General features: G+C 65.7%; 19 protein-coding genes. 12 read left to right on the top strand and 7 right to left on the bottom strand.

Annotated features, from left to right (window positions below):
- Nucleotides 1-257 precede the first annotated feature (257 nt).
- Nucleotides 258-1,001, top strand: a complete 744-nt coding sequence (locus HHL13_RS08645; protein WP_169555283.1) for a GntR family transcriptional regulator — start codon at nt 258-260, stop codon at nt 999-1,001.
- A gap of 87 nt (nt 1,002-1,088) precedes the next feature.
- Here HHL13_RS08645 and HHL13_RS08640 read toward each other — a convergent pair whose 3' ends face one another.
- Complete coding sequence (locus tag HHL13_RS08640) at nt 1,089-1,889, bottom strand: enoyl-CoA hydratase-related protein (protein WP_169555282.1); 801 nt, start codon at nt 1,887-1,889, stop codon at nt 1,089-1,091.
- Between the two features lie 232 nt (nt 1,890-2,121).
- Between HHL13_RS08640 and HHL13_RS08635 the strand changes: the two genes are divergently transcribed.
- Entirely contained in the window at nt 2,122-3,267 is a 1,146-nt protein-coding gene (locus HHL13_RS08635; protein WP_169555281.1) for an acyl-CoA dehydrogenase family protein, read from the top strand.
- A complete protein-coding gene (locus HHL13_RS08630; protein ID WP_169555280.1) occupies nt 3,267-4,175 on the top strand; it encodes an acyl-CoA dehydrogenase family protein in 909 nt (302 codons plus the stop codon). Before HHL13_RS08635 ends, HHL13_RS08630 begins: the two co-directional genes overlap by 1 nt.
- Before the next feature lies 1 nt (nt 4,176).
- Here the strand turns inward: HHL13_RS08630 and HHL13_RS08625 are convergent, their stop codons facing one another.
- Entirely contained in the window at nt 4,177-4,983 is an 807-nt protein-coding gene (locus HHL13_RS08625) for an SDR family oxidoreductase (RefSeq protein ID WP_169555279.1), read from the bottom strand.
- Between the two features lie 253 nt (nt 4,984-5,236).
- Here HHL13_RS08625 and HHL13_RS08620 point away from each other — a divergent pair, with 253 nt between their 5' ends.
- The 5 genes from HHL13_RS08620 (at nt 5,237) to HHL13_RS08600 (ending at nt 11,715) form a co-directional block, all read left to right on the top strand.
- A complete protein-coding gene (locus HHL13_RS08620; RefSeq protein ID WP_346775523.1) occupies nt 5,237-7,684 on the top strand; it encodes a TonB-dependent receptor in 2,448 nt (815 codons plus the stop codon).
- Between the two features lie 205 nt (nt 7,685-7,889).
- On the top strand, nt 7,890-8,576 hold the full coding sequence (locus HHL13_RS08615; RefSeq protein ID WP_169555278.1) for a TetR/AcrR family transcriptional regulator: 687 nt from the start codon (nt 7,890-7,892) through the stop codon (nt 8,574-8,576).
- 56 nt (nt 8,577-8,632) lie between these two features.
- Nucleotides 8,633-9,616 carry an MDR family oxidoreductase gene (locus tag HHL13_RS08610; RefSeq protein WP_169555277.1) on the top strand — a complete coding sequence of 328 codons (984 nt, stop codon included), beginning with the start codon at nt 8,633-8,635 and terminating at the stop codon, nt 9,614-9,616.
- Between the two features lie 3 nt (nt 9,617-9,619).
- The gene (locus HHL13_RS08605) at nt 9,620-11,311 is read left to right on the top strand and encodes a class I adenylate-forming enzyme family protein (protein WP_169555276.1); all 1,692 of its coding nucleotides are present in this window, start codon (nt 9,620-9,622) and stop codon (nt 11,309-11,311) included.
- Nucleotides 11,311-11,715 (top strand): nuclear transport factor 2 family protein, encoded by a 405-nt coding sequence (locus HHL13_RS08600; RefSeq protein ID WP_169555275.1) that lies wholly within the window; start codon nt 11,311-11,313, stop codon nt 11,713-11,715. The genes HHL13_RS08605 and HHL13_RS08600 overlap by 1 nt, the downstream gene beginning before the upstream one ends.
- Here HHL13_RS08600 and HHL13_RS08595 read toward each other — a convergent pair.
- The 5 genes from HHL13_RS08595 to HHL13_RS08575 form a co-directional block, all read right to left on the bottom strand.
- Nucleotides 11,712-13,004: a sugar MFS transporter gene (locus HHL13_RS08595; RefSeq protein WP_169555274.1), complete on the bottom strand. Its 1,293-nt coding sequence runs from the start codon at nt 13,002-13,004 to the stop codon at nt 11,712-11,714. The genes HHL13_RS08600 and HHL13_RS08595 overlap by 4 nt on opposite strands.
- A gap of 161 nt (nt 13,005-13,165) precedes the next feature.
- Nucleotides 13,166-13,909: a FadR/GntR family transcriptional regulator gene (locus HHL13_RS08590; RefSeq protein ID WP_169556848.1), complete on the bottom strand. Its 744-nt coding sequence runs from the start codon at nt 13,907-13,909 to the stop codon at nt 13,166-13,168.
- A gap of 75 nt (nt 13,910-13,984) precedes the next feature.
- Nucleotides 13,985-14,965: an AraD1 family protein gene (gene araD1 / locus HHL13_RS08585; RefSeq protein WP_169555273.1), complete on the bottom strand. Its 981-nt coding sequence runs from the start codon at nt 14,963-14,965 to the stop codon at nt 13,985-13,987.
- A 98-nt stretch (nt 14,966-15,063) separates the two neighbouring features.
- Nucleotides 15,064-16,230 (bottom strand): MaoC family dehydratase N-terminal domain-containing protein, encoded by a 1,167-nt coding sequence (locus HHL13_RS08580; protein WP_169555272.1) that lies wholly within the window; start codon nt 16,228-16,230, stop codon nt 15,064-15,066.
- Nucleotides 16,231-16,367: 137 nt separating this feature from the next.
- Nucleotides 16,368-17,057: a pentapeptide repeat-containing protein gene (locus HHL13_RS08575; protein ID WP_169555271.1), complete on the bottom strand. Its 690-nt coding sequence runs from the start codon at nt 17,055-17,057 to the stop codon at nt 16,368-16,370.
- A 144-nt stretch (nt 17,058-17,201) separates the two neighbouring features.
- On the opposite strand from HHL13_RS08575, the gene HHL13_RS08570 reads away from it, so the two are divergent.
- The 4 genes from HHL13_RS08570 (at nt 17,202) to HHL13_RS08555 (ending at nt 20,127) form a co-directional block, all read left to right on the top strand.
- On the top strand, nt 17,202-17,522 hold the full coding sequence (locus HHL13_RS08570) for a hypothetical protein (protein WP_169555270.1): 321 nt from the start codon (nt 17,202-17,204) through the stop codon (nt 17,520-17,522).
- A gap of 118 nt (nt 17,523-17,640) precedes the next feature.
- The gene (locus HHL13_RS08565) at nt 17,641-18,102 is read left to right on the top strand and encodes a cytochrome c (RefSeq protein ID WP_169555269.1); all 462 of its coding nucleotides are present in this window, start codon (nt 17,641-17,643) and stop codon (nt 18,100-18,102) included.
- Between the two features lie 22 nt (nt 18,103-18,124).
- The gene (locus tag HHL13_RS08560; RefSeq protein WP_169555268.1) at nt 18,125-18,835 is read left to right on the top strand and encodes a hypothetical protein; all 711 of its coding nucleotides are present in this window, start codon (nt 18,125-18,127) and stop codon (nt 18,833-18,835) included.
- Nucleotides 18,836-18,960: 125 nt separating this feature from the next.
- Nucleotides 18,961-20,127 carry a hypothetical protein gene (locus HHL13_RS08555; protein ID WP_169555267.1) on the top strand — a complete coding sequence of 389 codons (1,167 nt, stop codon included), beginning with the start codon at nt 18,961-18,963 and terminating at the stop codon, nt 20,125-20,127.
- Nucleotide 20,128: the final 1 nt, after the last annotated feature.

Below are 20,128 nucleotides of genomic sequence, written 5' to 3'. Positions count from 1 at the left end.
CTCTGGATTCCGCCACGTCCTGAAGGAAGCGGCCAGGGGTTTCTTTATGGTTGTCCAGACATATCTTGCGCCGCGGTCGTCGTCAACGCCGGGGCGTTTCGTCCAGCCTCGCATTGTCCGCATAAATTATCTGGGCTAGGCATCGGAAAGGCGCCGTTCGCGCCGGGGCATTCGATGTAATCGGGAACCTGTACTTTCCGGGTCGGCGTAATAATGCCAAGGATTGTTTGACCAGAACAAGAACCAAGAGGCTGAAGATGCCCGAAAAGGCCGTACCCGAGGAACCCCTGTACCTGCAGATCGCCAAGGTGCTGAAGCAGGAAATCATGAAAGGCGACTTCCCGGTCGGCGCCCAGCTTCCGACGGAGGGCGAGCTTTGCCAGCGTTTCTCGGTCAGCCGCTACACGGTGCGCGGCGCATTGGGGCAGCTGCGCGACGACGGGCTGATTTCCTCGCGGCGTGGCGCCGGAACCGTCGTGATTCCGCCGCCTTCGATCGGTTCGCGCAACTTCGGCGCCATGTCGATCGAGGATTTGCTGCACTTCGCCAGCGGTTCCTACATCGTGATCGAATGGATGAAGATGGTCACCGTCGACAAGGCGCTGGCGGAACGGACCGGGTTCGACGTGGGCGAGGAGTGGCTGTCGGTCCGGGCGCTGGGCTTCAACGTCGGGTCGGAAATCCCGCTCGGCCTGGCCGACTATTTCATCCATCGCGACTTTGCCGGGGTCAGCCGGCTGCTGGAAAGCCACAAGGCGCCGATCTTCCCGCTGATCGAGGATCTGTTCGGGGTGCGCATGGTCGAGGTGCGGCAGGAAATATCCGCAATACTCGTCCCCGCGGAGTTGGCGTCGCCGCTGCTGGTCGAGGTCGGATCGCCTGCGCTGGAGGTGCGTCATACGTACAAATTGGCGAACGGCCAGATCGCGCAGCTGACGATCAATACGCACCCGTCCGAGCGCTATCGCCACGCGGTGACGATGCGGCGGGTGAAGAACTGAACGGCAAGAATGGAAAAGGCCGGGGCATCGAGCCCCGACCTTTTCTAACCCACCCCTAGCCGCTCCTTGCGGGGAAGGGGATTCCGGTCAGCGTCCGGTGAACACCGGCTTGCGCTTCTCCTTCAGCGCGGCGACGCCTTCGCGGTGATCGGCGGAGCGGACGCTGACGGATTCGTAGGCGATGCCGGCTTCCATCACCGCATTGGCGATGCGCTTCAGCTCCATGTTGGTCAGCACCTTGGTCCAGCGGATCGCGTTGGGCGCGCCGTCGAGCAGCTTGCCGCACAGCGTATCGACCGCATCGTCGAGCTGATCCGCGGGAACGGCGTGGTTGATCAGGCCGATCTCCGCGGCCTTTACCGCGGTCAGCAATTCGCCGGTCAGCAGATATTCCTTGGCGCGCGCGATGCCGATCCGCTGTGCCCAGACCAGCGCGCCGCCATCGCCCGCGACCAGCCCGATGCCGACATGCGGGTCCCCGATCCGCGCCGTGTCGGCGGCGATGATGATGTCGCACAGCAGGGCGATGGTCGCGCCCAGGCCCACCGCATGGCCGTTCATCCGGCACACCACCGGCTTCTCGATGTCGAGCAGCGCGTTGACGATCCGCTTTGCTTGACGCGCTTCGTGGTCGAACAGGTGGGGGTTGGCGGCGTTATGCTCCATATGCGCGATGTCGCCGCCGGCGGAGAAGGCGCGGCCCGCGCCGGTGAGCAGGATCACGTCCGAACCGGGATCGTTTGCCGCGAAGGCCAGCGCCTCGGGAAGTTCGTCGTGCAGCGCCAGATTGACCGCGTTCATCGCGTCGGGCCGGTTGAAGGTGAGGACCAGCAGGCGCTCGCGGCGCTCGAGCAGGATGGTCTCATATCCGGGCAAATTGGCGGTCATGGGCAGCTCTCCTTGCCCGTCCCTTATCACGCCGCGCGAAGATGCAAAGCCGCTTGCTCTAAAATTTGTCCGGATTAATACGGGTGCCGGTGAGGCTGTAGCCGGAGCCGGATGACATATCGCCCGCGCGGTGATCGTCCCCGCGCCGATCTGATAGTCTCGCCGCGGGAGAGCATGGCTGGCAATCGATGCCGCGCAGCGCGCGGGCGTCACTTTTTGAGCGAAGGTTTGCATGGATTTTGACTGGACCAGCGAGGAGGAGGCGTTCCGGCGCCGGCTGCGGGATTTCCTGTCCGCGAACCTGCCTGAAGGCTGGGAGGATGTCGCGGGGCATGGTCCCGGTTCGGCCGAACTGACCGAATTCTCGCGCCGCTTCTGCGGCAAGCTGGCCGAGGACGGCCTGCTCACCCCGCACTGGCCGGTCGAGATTGGGGGGCAGGGCCTCGATCCGTGGCACCAGCTGATCCTGGCCGAAGAGATGTGGATCGCGGGCGAGCCGCGCGGCGCCCAGTATATGAACGTCAATTGGATCGGGCCGACGCTGGTCAAATACGGGTCGGCGGAGCAGCAGGCGCGCTATCTGCCGCCGATCGCGGCGGGCAATGCGATCTGGTGCCAGGGCTTTTCGGAGCCGGGTTCGGGATCGGACCTTGCGTCGCTGCGCACCCGCGCCGTGCCCGATGGCGAGAATTACCGCGTCTCCGGCCAGAAGATCTGGACCAGCTATGCCGGCCTCGCAGAAACCTGTTTCCTGCTGTGCCGCACCAGCGACGATCGCAAGAATGGCATCAGCATCCTGCTCGTGCCGATGGACACGCCGGGCATTACCGTGCGCCAGATTCCGTCGATCATCGGCGAAGGCGACATCCATGAAGTGTTCTTCGACGATGTCGTCGTGCCGCAATCGGCGCGGATCGGGGCGGAAGGGCAGGGGTGGGAGATCATCGCCTTCTCGCTCAAGAACGAGCGGCTGGGCATTCCCCGCTATCATCTCGCGCGCGCGGCGCTTGATCGCGCGGTCGGCATCCTGAAGGATCAGGACGAGTTTGCGGGCGAGGCCGTGCGTATCGAAGCTGCCAACGCGCTCGCTTTGTGCGAAGCGGCGCGCCTCGCCAGCTACGCCATCGTCGCCCAGCGCGCGCGGGGCGAAGCGGTGGGGCCGGAAGCCTCGTCGGCGCGCGCGGCCACGGTGATGGCCGAGCGCCGCGTGTCCGAATTCATCGTCGAGTATTTGCCCGAATCGCTGGGCGATGCGCACCCCTATCTCAAGATGCACCACCAGCGTGGGATCGTGGCGGGGATCGCGGCGGGCGCCGCCGAAATCCAGCTCAACATCATCGCCACCGACGTGCTCAAACTGCCGCGGGAGCCGCGCTGATGGACTTGTCGCTCACCCCCGATCAGGTCGCGATCCTCGATGCGATCGACAGCCTGACCAAGCGCTTCGCCTCGCCGCCGATTCACGACATCAGCTTTGCGCTGACCAGCGACGAACTCGACCGCGAACTGGCCGAAGGCGGGTTCCTCGACGTGGCGTTCGATCCCGATCTGGGCACCGTCTCGGCGGCGCTGATCGTCGAGCGGCTGGCGCGATTGCCCTATGCGGTCGAGGCCGCGACCAGCGCGCTGATCCGTCCGTTGCTGGGCGAAGCCGCGCGGCCGGTCTGTCTGGTCGAAACGGGCAAGCTCCGCCGTCCGATCCGCTTCCTGAAGCCCGGCGCGACGGTGCTGGTGCTCGGCGATACGGTGACCAGCTTCACCGCCGGGGAAGTCGATATCCGCACCGACAAGGAGTCGCTCTACGGCTATCCGATGGCGACGCTGATCGCGGTGCCGGATCGTGCGGTGACGCTGGATATCTCGCCGGAGGCGCTGCGCACGCGGTGGCAGGTGGCTATCGCCGCCGAAGGCGCCGGGCTGCTCGCCGCCGCGCTGGAGAGCACCGCCACCTATGTCACCGATCGCCAGCAATTCGGGCGTCCACTCGCGGCGTTTCAGGCGGTGCGCCATCGGCTTGCCGAGGCGCAGGTGCGCACCAACGGCGGCTACTGGCTGGCGATGAAGGCGGCGGCCACGCTCGATCCGGGCGACGCAGCGCTGGCCGCGCTGCACGTTCAGCAATCGGCGGGATCGGCGGCTTATGATTTCCACCAGTTCCTCGGCGCGATGGGCATGACGCTGGAGCATCCGCTCCATCTTTGGACCTATCGGCTCAAGGCGCTGGTCGGCGATATGGGCGGGCGCGGCGCGCAGGCGCTGGCGGCTGCCGATGCGGTCTGGGGTTAGCTCAGAACCCCAGCGCCGCCAGCGTGCCGCCATCCACCTTGATGTCGCATCCGGTGATATAGCTCGCGTCGTTCGAGCAGAGGAATACTGCGACCGACGCGATCTCGTCGCCGATGCCGGTCCGGCCCAGCGGGGTACGGGCGAGCATCACCTTGGTCTGCTCGCTCGCCGCCATTTCGGATCGGCCCATGCCGGTGTCGATCAGGCCCGGTGCGATCGATGCGATCCGCGCGCCCTTCGCGCCGAACGCCGCCGCTTCGCGCGCGACCAGCGCGATCACGGCGCGCTTCGAGATGGGATAAGCGCCGCGCGGCTCGGTGATCATCGGGGCGATGGCGGCGCCGTCGCCATCGATCAGATCGCGGATCGCTGCGTCGATCTCCGGACGGGCAGCCATATAGGCGGACATGGACGAGATCAGCACCGCGCACCCGCCGGATGCCATGCGCGGACGGACGGCGTCGACCAGCCGCCGGGTGGCGGTGAAGTTGACGTCGAAGATGCGAGGGCCATCGGCAAGCGTCGGCGAGAGGCCCGCGGTGTGGACCAGCGCTGCGATGGGTTCGCCGTCCAGCGCCGCGACCAGTTGGTCGGGGAAAGCGGGATCGGCGATGTCGCCGGGGAGGATGCGCACGTCGCCGCCGACGACGCGCAACGGACCCGCGACCTGTTCCAGCCGATCCGCGTCGAGATCACACAGCAGCAGCGGCCGTCCCTGCGCTGCGAACCGTACCGCCACGGGCTGCCCCATGCCGCCCGCCGCGCCGGTGACCACAGCAATGCCGTTCGGATTTCGCGTGCCGCTCATCTGGATTCCTCTCTCGCCTGCAATGCGCGCACGCGTGTGTGGCCGTCCATAGATGAGGGCCGATCATGAGGCTTTCGAGCAACAGGATCGCACGCGCGATACTGTCGATCTTGCCAGTAAAGAAGCGGGCAATCGCAGTAGCGATATGTGCCCCGGCGGCCCTCCCCAACCGGTTTTATTCAGGCATATCGCAGCCTCAAGGACAACGCGCAGAGTCGAGAACGAACAGGCGCATCAAGGGGAGGAGGTTTCCGTGAGAACCATTTTCGCAACTTCGATGGCAGGCGTCTGCCTGTTGGCGATCGCCGCGCCGGCCAGTGCACAGACTGCCGCGCCGCAGGATCCGGCGGCATCCGCCGAAGCCTCGCAGAACGAGGAAATCGTCGTCCAGGCCCGCCGCCGCGACGAAAGCATTCAGGACGTTCCGGCGGTGGTGAACGCGGTCACCGGAGATGCGATCGCCAATCTGGGCCTGCGCGATTTCACCGAAGTGAAGGACCTGGTTCCGGGCCTTCAGCTTTCGAACAACGCCAACGGCATCGGCGGCAACGCGCAGATGCGCGGCGTCAATTTCGACGTGAACGCCAGCGGCTTCAACGCCACGGTCGAATTCTACCAGAACGATGCGCCGCTGACGGCTGGCGTGGTTCTTCAGCAGATGTACGACGTCGGCCAGATCGAAGTCGTGCGGGGTCCGCAGGGCACGCTGCGCGGCCGCGCTTCCCCGTCGGGCTCGATCGTGGTCACCACGAAGAAGCCCGACCTTTACGAGATTGGCGGCTATGTCGAGCTGACGGCCAACAACATCGGCACGATGAACGGGCAGGGCGCGATCAACCTTCCGGTGATCAAGGGCATCGCGGCGATCCGCGTCGCCGGCGTGATCGATCAGGGCGAGGGCAACCGGATCCATTCGATCGACCGCACGGCCGATGCCCGCGATCCCTATACCGACGCGCGCAGCGTCCGCGTCTCGGCGCTGGTCGAGCCGGCGGACTGGCTGCGCCTTGAAGGCAATTATCAGCGGATCGATCGCTTCTCGCGTCAGTTCGGGCAGGTCGAATCCTTCCGCAACGTCAATCCGGCGGCGATTGCCACCCCGGTGCTGATCGGGCCGAAGGATCGCCTGTCGAACGTCGCGCGTCCGACCTATCTGACCCAGCTGTTCGACATCTATAACGGGCGCGGCGAAGTGTCGTTCGGCGGCCAGCAGCTGATCTATCAATTCTCGCACTACACGCAGAACATCGACTCGTTCGGCAACCAGGACCCGGCGAACTTCTTCCCGGCGACCACGGTGGTGCAGCGCACCCAGTCGAACATCAAATCGACCTCGCACGAACTCCGCCTTCAAAACCAGGAGCGCGTGTTCGGCATGTTCGACTACGTCATCGGCGGGTTCGATTATGTGAACGACACGCCAACCACGCTGAACTCGCCGACCGTGATCCGCCTGCCGGTCGCGCTGGGCGGCGGCGTCGCCACGGTCAACCAGACCGCGATCCGCCGCACCGGCAAGTCGCACGAGCGCTCGTTCTTCGGCAACGTGACGGCGCATATCGGCGAATCCACCGAAGTCTCGGGCGGCGTGCGCTTCATCAGCTACAAGGATGACGGCCAACTCTACATCAATGGCAGTCTGGCCGCGAGCAACGCGCAGGACGACGACAAGGTGATCTACACCGCGTCGATCAAGCACTCCTTCTCGCCCGACTTCATGGTCTATGCCAACACCGGCACGTCCTATCGTCCCGGCATCTCCGCGGTGGGCGATTTCAACATCGCTCGCTCGGCTCGCGAGAACTCGTTCCTGAACCTCGCGGCGGAAACCTCGCAGTCCTATGAAGTGGGCTTCAAGAGCTCGCTGTTCGATCGCCGGGTGCGGTTCAATGCCAGCGCCTATTTCCAGAAGTTCTCCAACTTCCCGTATCGCTCGCCGAACGGTGTCTATTACGTCAACACCGTCGCTGTCCGTAACGCACAGGGCCAGGTCACCGGCACCGCGCAGCAGGTCGGCGTGTTCAACTTCGTCGGGGCCGTCCCGGTCGAAGTGAAGGGCATCGAACTCGAACTTTCGGGCAACATCACGCCGCGCTGGAGCATGGGTGTGGTCGCCGCCTATTCCGACGGCAAGATCAAGAACGGGACGATCCCGTGCAACGATCTGAACGGCGACGGCAAGCCGGACACCTCGACGACGGCGCCGACGCTGGCGGCGCTGCAGGCGGCGGTCGGCGCGAACAACCTGTCCCAGTGCAACGTCACGCAGCGCTCGGCCTTCCAGGCGCCATTCAGCGCTTCGTTCCAGACCGAATACAGCGTGCCGATCACCGGCCATGTCGATGGTTATCTGCGCGGCCTGTTCAACCTGAACGGCAGCTCGCAGGGCGATCCGACCAGCGCGTTCGACGATGTCGGCAGCTATGGCCTGCTCAACCTGTTCGTCGGCATCCGTGCGCCGGACGGCCAGTGGGAACTGACTGCCTATGCCAAGAACCTCACCGATGAAGTTCGCGTACTGACGCGCGGTAACCCGCTGTCGACCTCGTACCAGCAGCTCGGCTTCGGCGGGTTCGGCCCGACCGGTCCGATCCTGACCGGCCCGACCGGCACCAGCGCGGATACCGGCTATGTCGGCATCACCACCACGCCGCTTCGCGAGTTCGGCCTTAGCTTCAAGTTCCGCTTCGGCTCGCGCTGAACGGTAAGACCTTTCAGAACCTGGGGACGGCCGGGCGGCATTGCTGCCCGGCCGTTTTCCTTTGCGGCAACGCCGCCAGCCTTCGCCCGGGCGATCAGCGCGGCTTGCCGGGGCGCGGAACGCGGTTCGCGATTGACTCCTGCGGGCAGGAGAACAGGACTGTCACCCATATCGACGGCATGTCGAAGACGAAGTGAGGATGGCGATGGCGGAGCCAAGGCAGAAGCGGACCCGGGATCCGGTCGAGACGCGCGAAGCGATCCTCCGCGCCGCGCGCACCCTGCTGGCCAAGGACGGTCCCGAAGCAATCAGCCTGTCCGAAGTCGCGCACCTTGCCGGGGTCAATCGCGGCACCGCCTATCAGCATTTCAAGACCCGCGAGAATCTGATCGAAGCGACCGCCGACGGGGTGTCCGAACAGATGTTTCGCGCGGTGTTCGGCGATCCGGAGACGATCGGCGAGCGGCAGGTCGAGGATGTCGACATCGCCGACACCACCGATCGGCTGGTCAATTTCGCAATGGACAATCCCGAGCTCGGCCGGATCTGGCTGCTTCAGCTGCTGTCGTCGCCCGATCCCACGGCCGACCCCTTCTGGCGCGAATATGAAGGCTCGCTCGAGCGGTTCGCCAGCACCGACAATTCGCGCGAAGGCGTCGATGCCGAAGTGCTGTCGGTGATCATGCTGGCAAGTGCGTTCCTGTGGCCGGTCTGGGCGCGATCGCATGCGCATGGCGAGGAGGAGCGCCGCGCGCTGGCGCATCGCTTCTCGCAGGAATTCCTGCGGCTGAGCATGTACGGATCGGTCCAGCCCGATCGCTATCCCCAGGTCGCCGAGCGGCTCGGCCGCAAGGTCGCCAAACCGGCCAAGCTGCGCGCCGTCGGGAAATGATCCCGGCCTGAGCCCCCGACGATTTCGATACCCTGTCCAGTGAGGATCAATCCCAAATGTTTTCCGCCATCCTGATTTCGAAGGACGATAGCGGCCAGTCGGTCGCGGTGACGCAGATCGACGACGCGCAGCTTCCCGAAGGCGATGTGACGATCGCGGTCGATTATTCGACGCTGAACTATAAGGACGGTCTGGCGATCACGGGCAAGGGGCCGGTGGTGCGCAAATTCCCGATGGTGCCCGGCATCGATCTGGTCGGTACGGTGACCGACAGCAGCCACGCCGACTGGAAGGCGGGCGACAAGGTCGTGCTCAACGGCTGGGGCGTGGGCGAGACGCATTGGGGCGGGCTGGCGCAGAAGGCGCGGCTCAATGGCGACTGGTTGGTCCCGCTGCCCGCAGCCTTTACCGGCAAACAGGCGATGGCGATCGGCACGGCGGGTTATACTGCGGCGCTCTGCGTCGAGGCGCTGGTGAAAGCTGGCGTGACGCCCGATGCTGGCGAAGTGCTGGTCACCGGCGCGACCGGCGGCGTGGGCAGCGTCGCGGTGGCGCTGCTGGGCAAGCTGGGCTTCAACGTCGTGGCGGCGACCGGCAAGGCGTCCGAAGGCGAGTATCTGACGACGCTCGGCGCGACTTCGATCGTCGAGCGCGCGGCGCTCAGCGAACCGGGCAAGCCGTTCCAGAAGGAACGCTGGGCGGCAGTCGTGGACTCGGTCGGCAGCCACACGCTGGCCAATGCCGTCGCGGCGACGAAATATGGCGGCGTGGTCGCGGCATGCGGTCTGGCGCAGGGCGCGGATTTCCCGGCGACCGTCATGCCTTTCATCCTGCGCGGCGTGAGCCTGCTCGGAATCGACAGCGTGATGGCGCCCAAGGCGAAGCGGCTGACTGCGTGGCAGCGGCTGGCGAACGATCTCGATCCGGCGCTGCTCGAGACGATCGCGACCGAGATCGGGCTGGCCGATGCGATCCAGACCGCTGCCGATCTGATCGACGGCAAGGTGCGCGGCCGCGTCGTCGTCGATGTGAACCGCTGAACCGTGGCGACGCGGCCCCCTTCGATCGCAGCCGGCCCGCCGCTGGCGGACGAACCCGGCATCGGTCCGCTGACGCTGGGCGGCTGGCTGCGCGAGGTGACCGGGCGGCATGGCCCGCGTGAGGCGCTGGTGCTGCACGAGGACGGGCAGACGATCCGCTGGACCTATGCTGATCTGTGGGACCGCGCCAACCAGGTCGCGCGTGCGCTGCTGGCGTGCGGGGTGGGGAAGGGCACGCGCGTCGGCGTGCTGATGACCAACCGGCCGGAGTTTCTCTCGGCGGTGTTCGGCACCGCGCTGGCGGGCGGGGTCGCGACGACGTTCAGCACCTTCTCGACGCCGGCCGAGCTGGATCACCTGATCGCGGCATCGGGCTGTTCGGTACTGCTGCTCGAACGGTCGGTGTTGAAGAAGGACTTCGCGGAGATGGTGGCGGGCCTCGAACCCGCGCTCGCCACCGCACCGTCTGGTGGGATCGCGTCGATCCGCTTTCCGTTTCTGCGCCATGTCGCCTCGATCGGCGGCGGGGCGGGGGCGATCGAGGATTGGCCGGCCTTCCTGTCGCGGGGTGACGCGACCGAACAGGCGCTGGTCGATGCCGCCGCCGCGACCGTCGCACCGTCCGATCCCGGCGTGCTGTTCTTCTCGTCGGGTTCGACGGCGAAGCCCAAGGGCATCCTCAGCGCGCATCGCGGGGTGACGCTCCAGCTGTGGCGGTGGAAGCGCTTCTACGCGGTCGAGGAAGACGTGCGGACATGGTCCGCCAACGGCTTCTTCTGGTCGGGCAATTTCGGCATGGCGATCGGCGGCGCGCTATCCGCTGGGGGCAGCCTTGTGCTGCAGCCCACCTTCCAGGCCGAGGAAGCGCTGGCGCTGATGGATGCCGAAAAGGCGACGATGGCGGTGGCCTGGCCGCACCAATGGGCGCAGCTCGAAGCCGCGGCGAACTGGGGCGAGGTCAACCTGTCCTCGCTCAAATATGTCAGCCCGAAAGTGCCGCTTGGCCGCCATCCGACCGTCAGCACCGACTGGCAGGAGCCGATGGCTGCCTATGGCAATACCGAGACCTTCACGATCAGCGCGATCTTCCCCTCGGGGACGCCGGATGAAGTGATCGGCGGCAGCCACGGCACCCCGCAACCGGGCATGGTCTTCAAGATCGTCGATCCGCTGAGCGGGCAGGTGGTGCCGATGGGCGAGCGCGGCGAGATCGCCGTCAAAGGCCCGACGCTGATGCTCGGTTATATCGGTATCCCCGCCGACGAGACGCTCGACGGTGAGGGCTATTTCCTCACCGGCGATGGCGGCTATCTGGACGTGATGGCCGACGGCACGCCGCGGCTGTTCTGGGAAGGGCGGCTGAACGACATCATCAAGACCGGCGGCGCGAACGTCTCCCCGGTCGAGATCGACAGCGTGATCAAATCCTGTCCCGGCGTGAAGGTCACCCAGACCGTTGGCGTGCCGCACGATACGCTGGGTGAACTGGTCGTCACTTGCATCGTGCCGCATCAGGACGCGGTGCTGGACGAGGATGCCGTGCGCGGCTTCGCCAAGGCCGAACTCGCCAGCTTCAAGGTGCCGCGCCGGGTGCTGTTCTTTGCCGAGGACGAACTGGAGCTGACCGGCAGCGCGAAGATCAAGACGGCGGACCTGAAGGCGCTGGTGGTGAAGCGGCTGGCGGCGGAGGGTTGATGTCCGCCGAGGACGTCGTTGCGATCCAGAACCTCAAGGCTCGCTATTGCGTCGCGGTCGATGCGCTGACCGCCGATACCGTCAGCGCCGCCGAAGCGTTCCGGTCGATCTTCCATCAACGGGCGGTTGCCGAATATGGCGGTGATCCAGTCATCGGGATCGCCGCGCTCACCGAATTCCTGTGCAGCGCCATCGCCGGCAATTCGGAGTGGCGGGTGCATATGATCCACACCCCGCTGATCGCGGTGGATGGCGATCGCGCGACCGGCGACTGGACCTTGCTGGTCCATCTCAAGCGCCCCGGCGGGCCGGTGGATGTGCTGCTGGGCCGCTATTCGGACGAGTTCGTGCGCACGGCCGAGGGCTGGCGTATCGCCCGCGTCCGCTTTCTGCGGCAGGGCTAGGCTGTTTTCGTCCGGCAGCCCCACAGCGCGTAGAACAGCACGTACAGCTCGCACACAGCGGTCAGCAGGAACGATGCCTGCAGGCCATACATATCCGCCAGCTGACCCTGCACCACCACCAGCGCGCCGCCCGCGATCGCCATGATCAACAGGCCCGACCCCTCCTCGGTCAGCGGGCCGAGGCCTTTGATGCCCAGCGTGAAGATCGTCGGGAACATGATCGAGTGGAACAGCCCGACCAGGATCAGCGCCCACATCGCGACCGGCCCGCTGCTCAGCACCGTCACCATCATCACCACGAACGCGCCCACCGAGAAGGCCGCGAGGACCGTTTCCGCCGGGATCGACCGCATCAGCCAGCTGCCAAGGAAGCGGCCGACCATCATCCCGCCCCACATGAAGGTGAGATAGCGCCCGGCATGTTCATGCGTCAGATTGGCAATGTCGGGCTGGCTGACGAAGTTCACGAACAGGTTCGCCACGCCGATCTCGGCGATCAGATAGATGAAGATCGCGGGAATGCCGAAGACGAGATTGCGGTGCTTCCACAGCGAGTGGTTCCGGCGCTCCTCCTTGCTCACCCGGCTGGTCGCATTGCCCATCGCGGGGAGCGGGAAACGGGCGATCACGATCGCGAGGATCACCAGCACGACGGCGACGAGCGCGTAGGGCAGGATCACCGATTGCGCGTCCGCCATGCGCTCGGCCTGGGTCAGCACCGTACCGGCTTCCGCCGTGCCGCCTTTCGACCGGCCGAGGATCAGATAGGCGCCGAACATCGGGGCGAGCATCGTGCCGGCAGAGTTCATCGCCTGCACCAGATTGAGCCGTGACGAAGCCGTCTCGGGCGGGCCGATCACCGCGACATAGGGATTGGCGGCGACCTGCAGCAGCGTGATCCCGCTGGCGATCACGAACAGCATCGCCAGGGTGACCCCATAGGAAGGGATGCCTGCCGCCAGCATCATGCCCAGCGATCCCATCGCCATGATCAGCAATCCGACCACCAGCGATCGCTGATAACCGACCCGGCGGATCAGCATCGCCGACGGGATCGACGCGACGAAATAGGCGATGAACCACACGCTCTCGATCAGCGTGGTCTGCGTATAGTTCAGGTCGAACACGCTGCGCAGATGCGGCAGCAGCGTGTTGTTGATGACCGTGATGAAGCCCCACATGAAGAACAGGCTGGCGAGCAAGGTGAGGGCGGGGCGGTAACCCGACGGGCCTGTCCTTGCGGGATCTGCGTCTGCCGGTGCGTCAGGCGCGATGACGGGTGTGGCCATGCGATCGGGCGTCCTCTCGTCGTGCCGGCCGTTACCGGCACCGTTGTCATTTGGCGCCAGTATATGTCGGACAAATTACCGGTCAACTGGTGAGGGCCGGGCTCCGCGATCCAGAGAAGCGAGCAAAAGAATAACCCTGACAATATCGGCAGAACGATGGTCTATCCGGCGAGGGCTACCGCGGTATCCGCCAGCGCAAGCCGGACCAATTCCTCCATCGCCCCACGCGCGGCGGCGGGATCGCCGGCGGCGATGGCGTCGTACAGCGCGCGATGTTCGGGCAGCGGGTCGCGGGGCAGCTTGCCCTTGCGCTGCTTGAACAGGGTGGTCCAACTGATCGCCGCGCCGATCGAACTCGACAGCGACATCAGCGGCGCGTTGCGCGTCGCCTGCAGGATCGCATCGTGGAAGCGCTGGTCCGCCTCGCGGCCCTCGGCAGTGGCGAGGCCGTGGCGCGCCATCTCTTCCAGTGCATGGCCCATTCGCGCCAGATCGCCGCCGTCGCGGCGGCTGGCGGCGATCGCGGCGGCGGCAGGCTCGACGATCCCGCGCAGCTCGAACAGGCCGTTGATAAAGGCTTCGCTGGGTTCGCCTTCGAACATCCAGGCGAGGACGTCGGGATCGAGCAGGTTCCAGTCGCGCTCGGGCAACACGCGCGTGCCGGTCTTGGGGCGGCTGTCGACTAGCCCCTTTGCCGTGAGGATGCGGATCGCCTCGCGATAGACGCTGCGCGAGACGTTGAGCTTTTCCGAGAAGGCGACTTCGCCCGACAATATGTCGCCCGGCTTGTACCGGCCGGTGACGATCGCCACGCCCAGATCGTGCGCGATAGTGCCGTGGATCCGCCGCGGTTCGCGGCCGGTGGGGCCGGGCTTTGCGGCGCTGCCTCGTTTCGCTCCGGTCATCCGTGCATTCTCGTCATCGCGTCTGCTGGACACGATTTCGCGCCGGATATCCACATCGTTCTGGAACGACCCGCATCACAGCGCCCGGACGGTAACCGGCTCCGGATCGGCGATCGCGATCGGATTGCGCACCGGCAGGCGGAACGGCGCGGCTTCGATCTCGAACACGTCGCCCGGTTCGGTCAGCACGCCTTCGCTGAACGACAGAGTTGCGGTGCCGAAGAAATGGACGTGCAGGTCGCCCGGCCGCCGGAACAGGCCGTATTTGAAATGGTGATGCTCCAGATTGGCGATGCTGTGCGACATGTTCGCTTCGCCCGACAGGAAGGGCTTCTCCCAGATCGTCGCCCCGTCGCGCACGATGCGGCTGGTGCCGCGAACGTCGTGGGGCAGCGGTCCGACCAGCAGCTCCGGTCCCAGCGCCGCCTGGCGCAGCTTGGAATGCGCGAGCCACAGATAATTGCCGCGCTCGGTGACGTGGTCGGAGAACTCGTTGCCCAGCGCGAAACCCAGCCGTACCGGGCTCCCGTCGCCGCCGATGAGATAGATGCCGGCGATCTCCGGCTCCTCGCCCGCATCTAGAGCGAAGGCGGGGGAGGCGATCGGCCGGCCCGGCGCGACGAGCTGGCTGCCGTCGCCCTTGAAGAACCATTCGGGCTGAACGCCGGTCTGCCCGGTCGCCGGCTTGCCGCCCTCGACGCCCATCAGGAACATCTTCATCGAATCCGTCGGATCGGGATTTTCCGCGGCCTTGCGATGCATCTGGTCGCGCCCCTCGGCTGATCCGAGATGGGTCAGGCCGGTGCCGGTCATCAGCAGATGCGCGTCGTCCGGATGGTCGATCGGCGCGAGCAGCTCGACCGTGGCCAGATCGACAATGTCCCCTTCGCCCGCTGCCGCGACCGCTTCGGCCAGTCCGTGCCCCGCGGTGATGGCGGCGCGCGCGAGTTCGAGCGTGGTGCCGAAACCGTTGACGACATGCGCGACGCCGTCGTGGTACGCCGCCACCTGCCGCACGCCGTCCGCGCGGCGGAACTGAACGAGCGACAGGGGCATGAGCGATCTCCGGCTGGTTTTCTATTACGCAGACAGAGCCCTAATTCGCGGAAGATGGAGCGGCAAGCCGGGTGACGATTTATTGTCCGACAAAATGATCAGTCTCGCACGGGCAATTCGATCTCCCCTTTCGCCGTGGCCATCGTCGTGCCGAGCTGGTTGGCCATCTTGCAATCGACCTGGATCAGCTTGCGGCCCTCGGCGTCGGTCAATTTGTCGATCACCGTCGCGGTCATGATCGTGGCGTCGCCGGTGAAGGCGGGACCGCGATAGGCCGAATTGACGTGAACCACCTGACCCCATTCGCCCGCCCAGCCGGCGAGATAGTCGAGGATCCACGCGCCCATCGACGCGCCATAGCCATAGGGCCGCGGCATCCCGATATAGCGCGCCCAGCGCGCGAACAGGTGCCCGCGCGACGGGCCGAAATAGGCGCCGTCGGTCAGCTCGGGATTGATCTTCTCCATCACCGGATCATTCTCGTGCCCCGCCATCGCCGGATCGAAGCCGAGCCCCTCAAGGTCGAAGCCCGGGCGATGCGTGCTGCCCCAGATGGTGAAGAGATAGGCGCGCCACTCGGTGGTCAGGCTGGCGATGCTGTGCGGCCCGAACACGCGCACGGGCAGCGCATCGCCGACATTCACATCGTCCCAATAGCGCTTCCCGTGACCCAGAGCGTGCATCATGTCGATGAATTCGAGCTTCCGCTCTTCCAGATCGGCGATCTCCTCGTCGGTCCAGACCGGGTCCTCGGTCGCGTCGAGCGAAGCCATCTCGACCGCCAGATCGTTGCGGTAACGGATGCTGGTCGAGCGCTGCTTGGCGATCAGTTCGCCATGCTGGTTGTAGTAATTGTTATCGCCGCGCTGGAAGCAGGTTGGGCCGGCGAATTTGGTGTCCTTCACGACATAGTCGAACGGCACCTTCTCGTTGATGATGTCGTCGCCGCCGAAGATCTTGGGGCCATAGAACCACCATTCGTCGCCGCCGAAGATCAGGTGCGAGTTGGGGATGCGGCCGACGCACGCCGGGCCCGCGCCATGCCCGTCGTCCGCCGCGACGGCGAAGGATTGCGGTGCGACCAGCCTGCCGTAGCGGCTCTCCGCCGCGAAATCATGGTCGTAGTGGAGCAGGTTGGGATAGTGCATCGCCTGCACCCAGCGGCGGAAATCATTGTTGTGCAGCGGCTCCTTCATCCGCGCCGGCGCAATCGGCTTGCCCATGTACTGATCGAGATCCGAGCAATCGAGAATCCTGTCGGTCACCGCTGTTTTCCTTGCCTGAAATCCTTTGGCGCGACGGCGTGGAGCCGGTCGCCCTGCACAGGCTAGGTATCGACGCGATCCGGCCGCGGCCATCGCAGCGGGGAAATAACGCCGGGGCGGTGGAGGCTGCGAAATCGCTAGAGGACGTTGAGGCCCAGTTCGCCGAGCAGCGCACCGGCCTGCGCGCGCGAGATGGTGGCGCCGCGAAACAGTGCGGCATCGAACAGCCGCAGGCCGCCCAGATCGGCCGATCGCAGGTCCGCGCCTTCGAATCGGCCGTCCGCCATGTTCGCGTTGCGCAGGCTGCATTCGTCGAACACCGTCGCGCGGAAATCGCACTTGCGCAGATCGGCCTCGCTGAAATCCAGCCGACGCAGTGTCTGCTTGCGGAACGAGAAGCCGGGCAGCTTGGCGTTGATCAGCAGCGTTTCCTCGAACCGCGCGTCCAGCCCGCGCGCATCGGACAGATCCGCGCCGGTCAGCTTGCAGGCGGTAAAGGATGCCGAAGTGATCGTCGCGCCGCGCAGCGAGGCATTGTTGAAATCGCTCGCGGTGAACGCCGCTTCGCTGAGGTTCGCGCCCGGAAACGCAGCGAACGGGCCGCGACAGGAAAGAAAGCGCGCACGTTCGAGCGTGGCGCCGGTGAAGTCGGTGCGGCGCAGATTGCATCGCTCGAAGGTCCAGTCGGTCAAGTCGAACCGGGCGAGGTCGGCTTCTTCAAGATCGCAGTCGACCAGATGCCGGGGCGAAAGGGCCAGACGCTCCACATCCGCCCGTCCGAGCGTCTGGCCGCGCAACGCGCGATCGGAGAACAAATCGCCTGTCATCGCCTGGCTCTAGCGGTGTCGGGAGCTGCTGCCAAAGGGCATCGCCGGAGCGATGAGGTAATTCAACATGCGAACTAGTTTCTTGCCGTCCGTGTGCTGCGGGCATATCCCGGGTGAACTGAACCGGACGAGAAGGTGACGACCATGCGCGCATTTGCAGTTGCAGCCCTGATGCTATCGGCCGCCATTCCCGGCGTCGCCTTCGCTCAGAATGCTCCAGCGCCCGCCACTGCTCCGGCGGCCGGGTACAGCGTGGACACCACCGAGATCGGGACGCTGCTCGACGATCCCGCCGCGCGCGCCGTTCTCGACAAGCATATCCCCGGCTTTTCCAGCCGCGACCAGATCGGCGCGGTGCGCGGCATGACGCTCAAGGCGGTGCAGCAATATGCGCCCGACGTGCTGACCGACAAGGTTCTGTCGAACATCGACTACGATCTGTCGAAGCTCACGCCGAAGAAGTGAGGAACGTCGCCCGGTGATCGCCGGGCGGTCGTGCGATTGACTAATTCAAAATTTGAACTATTAATTGAGCCAGCCCGCATGACGGGAGTCGAGGCATCAAGGTTCGGGAGAGGTCGCCATGCTGCGCAACAAGACGCGGTTCGCCATTGCCGCCACGCTGACGGTTCTGGTCGCGGCGCCGCTCGCCGCTGCCGTTGCGGACACGATCACGGCGCGCGTCGCGGGCTATCGCTCGCTCGGCTCGGCGTTCAAGAATCTCAACGACGAACTGCGCTCGGGCACGCCGCAACCTTATGTCATTCAGCTTTCGGCGCGCCAGATCCGCGATGTCTCCAAGGCGCAATATGGCTGGTTCCCTGCGGGAAGCGGACCGAAGCCGGGGGTGAAGACCGCCGCAAAGCCCGAGATCTGGTCGCAGCCCGCGCAGTTCAAGGCGGCGCAGGACGCCTTTTCCAATCAGGCGAACGCGATGATGAAGGCCGCGCAGAGTGGCGATATCGCGGCGATGCGCGCCCAGGCGCGGCAGCTCGGCGCGACCTGCTCGGCCTGCCACCGCACCTATCGCGTCGAAACGCGCTGAGCGACGAGCAGGGGAGAGCGAGATGAAGATCGTGCTGCTGGCATCGCTGCTTCTGGTTCAGCCAGCGTTGGTTGCCCCGGCCATCGCGCAGTCGCACGGCGACGCGCCGGCGGAGCGGACCTATCCCGCCGAAGTGAGCGTCCGCAAGACGGGCGACCGGGTGATCTACGTCACGCCCCGCAAGATGACGCTCTATACGCTCGATGCGCGCGTCGCCTTTACCCGCGGGAACGGAACCCAGCTTTTCTGCATCGAATCCTGCGCCAGGCAATGGGCCCCGCTGGCGGCCCCGGCGGATGCAAAGCCGATCGGCGACTGGACGGTCACCACCCGGGGCGGCGCGCCGCAATGGGCGTATCGCAACCGCCCGGTCTTCACGCATCTGGCGGACCGGTCGCCCGGCGACATGCGCGGCGACGGGATCGAGGATTTGTGGGACGTGATCGCCTATGTTCCGCCGCCGCCGAAGATCACGGCGCCCGCTTCAGTCGCGCCGCTGTTTCTCGACGATGCCTATGTCCTGGCCGATACCGGCGGGCACGTCCTGTTCACTGGATCGCATGAGGGCGCATCGCCCTTCCTGGCCGGCATCGCGTCGCGCGATCTGGGCGAATGGACGGTCCTGCATACCGGCGATCATCCGCAATGGGCCTGGCGCGGCAAGCCGGTGTTCGTGAGCAGCGAGGCGAAATCGTCCGAAGTCCCGCACGGCGCCGCGATCCTGCGGCCCTAAGGGCAAGCGATATCCGCACGACCGCCGCGGCAATATAGTTCGTATTTTGAACTTGATTGCAGCGGCGGTTGGGCGCAACATAGTTCAAAATCAGAACATGATTCTGAAAGACAGGAGGGTTCGGCATGGCCTGGCAATCACGGTTCAAGGTCCGGCCGGTCGGCATCGCCGGGAAGGCGGCGTTGCTCGCCGGCGTACTGACCATCGGCGGTGGCGCGACGCCCGCAGCCGAGACGCGCGCAGCGCTTGCCGCGCCCGCCAATGGCGAGATGGGGTTCATCCTCACTGCCTTCGCGCCTGCGATCCATCAGGGGGATGAGGACTGTCCCGAAGGGCTCGCCGGCACGGTCAGCGAAAATTACCTGCAGAGCCAGCCCCCCGCCGAGCGTGCGCGGCTGTCGCTGAAGGAGAATGAGCCCGAATTCACCCGGCGCTGGAAGGCGTCGGTCGCGGGGCCGAACAACACCAATATCTGCTCGAACCCCGAACTGTTCGACCGGCCGCTCCAGAAGACCGTGCAGGGCAAGGTTGCCTATGGCCTCGATCTCGATGGCGGCAATGCGAGCGACGGCTGCAGCCATGTCGAATTTACCGGAGTCGATGGTCGCGCGGGCGTGGACAATCAGGCCTATCGCGCGATGGGATGCACCCGCACCTATCGTGGTATAGATGGCAAGGGCGGCGACATCGTGCGCGGCTGGAACAATCTGCTTGCCACCGGCGAACAGTCGATCGTGCTGCTGCTGCGCGGCGTCGATAGCCTCGTCAATGACGACAATGTCGAGATTATCTTCGCCACCACCGACGATCGCCCGGTGCTGGATTCGAAGCGCGGCTTCATCCCCGGCGCCAGCTTCAGCGTCAGTGAGAATCCGCGCTGGCGCAACGTGCTGCGCGGCCGGATCGTCGATGGTGTGCTGACCAGCGATCCCGGCGAGGTGCGGCTGACCCAGCGGGTGGGGCAGGGTGGCATTCGCGGCAAGAATGCCGAATATCATTTCCTCCGCTCGCGCTTCGAACTGCGCTTCCAGCCCGACGGCACGGTGAAGGGCCTGTTCGGCGGCTATCAGCCCTATCGCACGGTGATTCAGGGCACGATCCTGGGTGGCCTCGGCGCGGGCGAAACGGCGGGGATCGATTGCCCCGCGCAATATGCCACGCTGAAGAAGCTCGCCGACGGCATCCGCGATCCGAAGACCGGGCAATGCACGGCGATCTCGTCGGCAATGGATGTCTCGGCGGTTCCGGCCTTCGTCATCGATCGTCCGCCCGTCGCGGCGAAGCGGAGCTGAT

It is taken from the genome of Sphingomonas sp. G-3-2-10 (assembly GCF_012927115.1).
Taxonomy (GTDB): domain Bacteria; phylum Pseudomonadota; class Alphaproteobacteria; order Sphingomonadales; family Sphingomonadaceae; genus Sphingomonas.
This window is presented reverse-complemented; position numbering and strand designations above follow the sequence as displayed.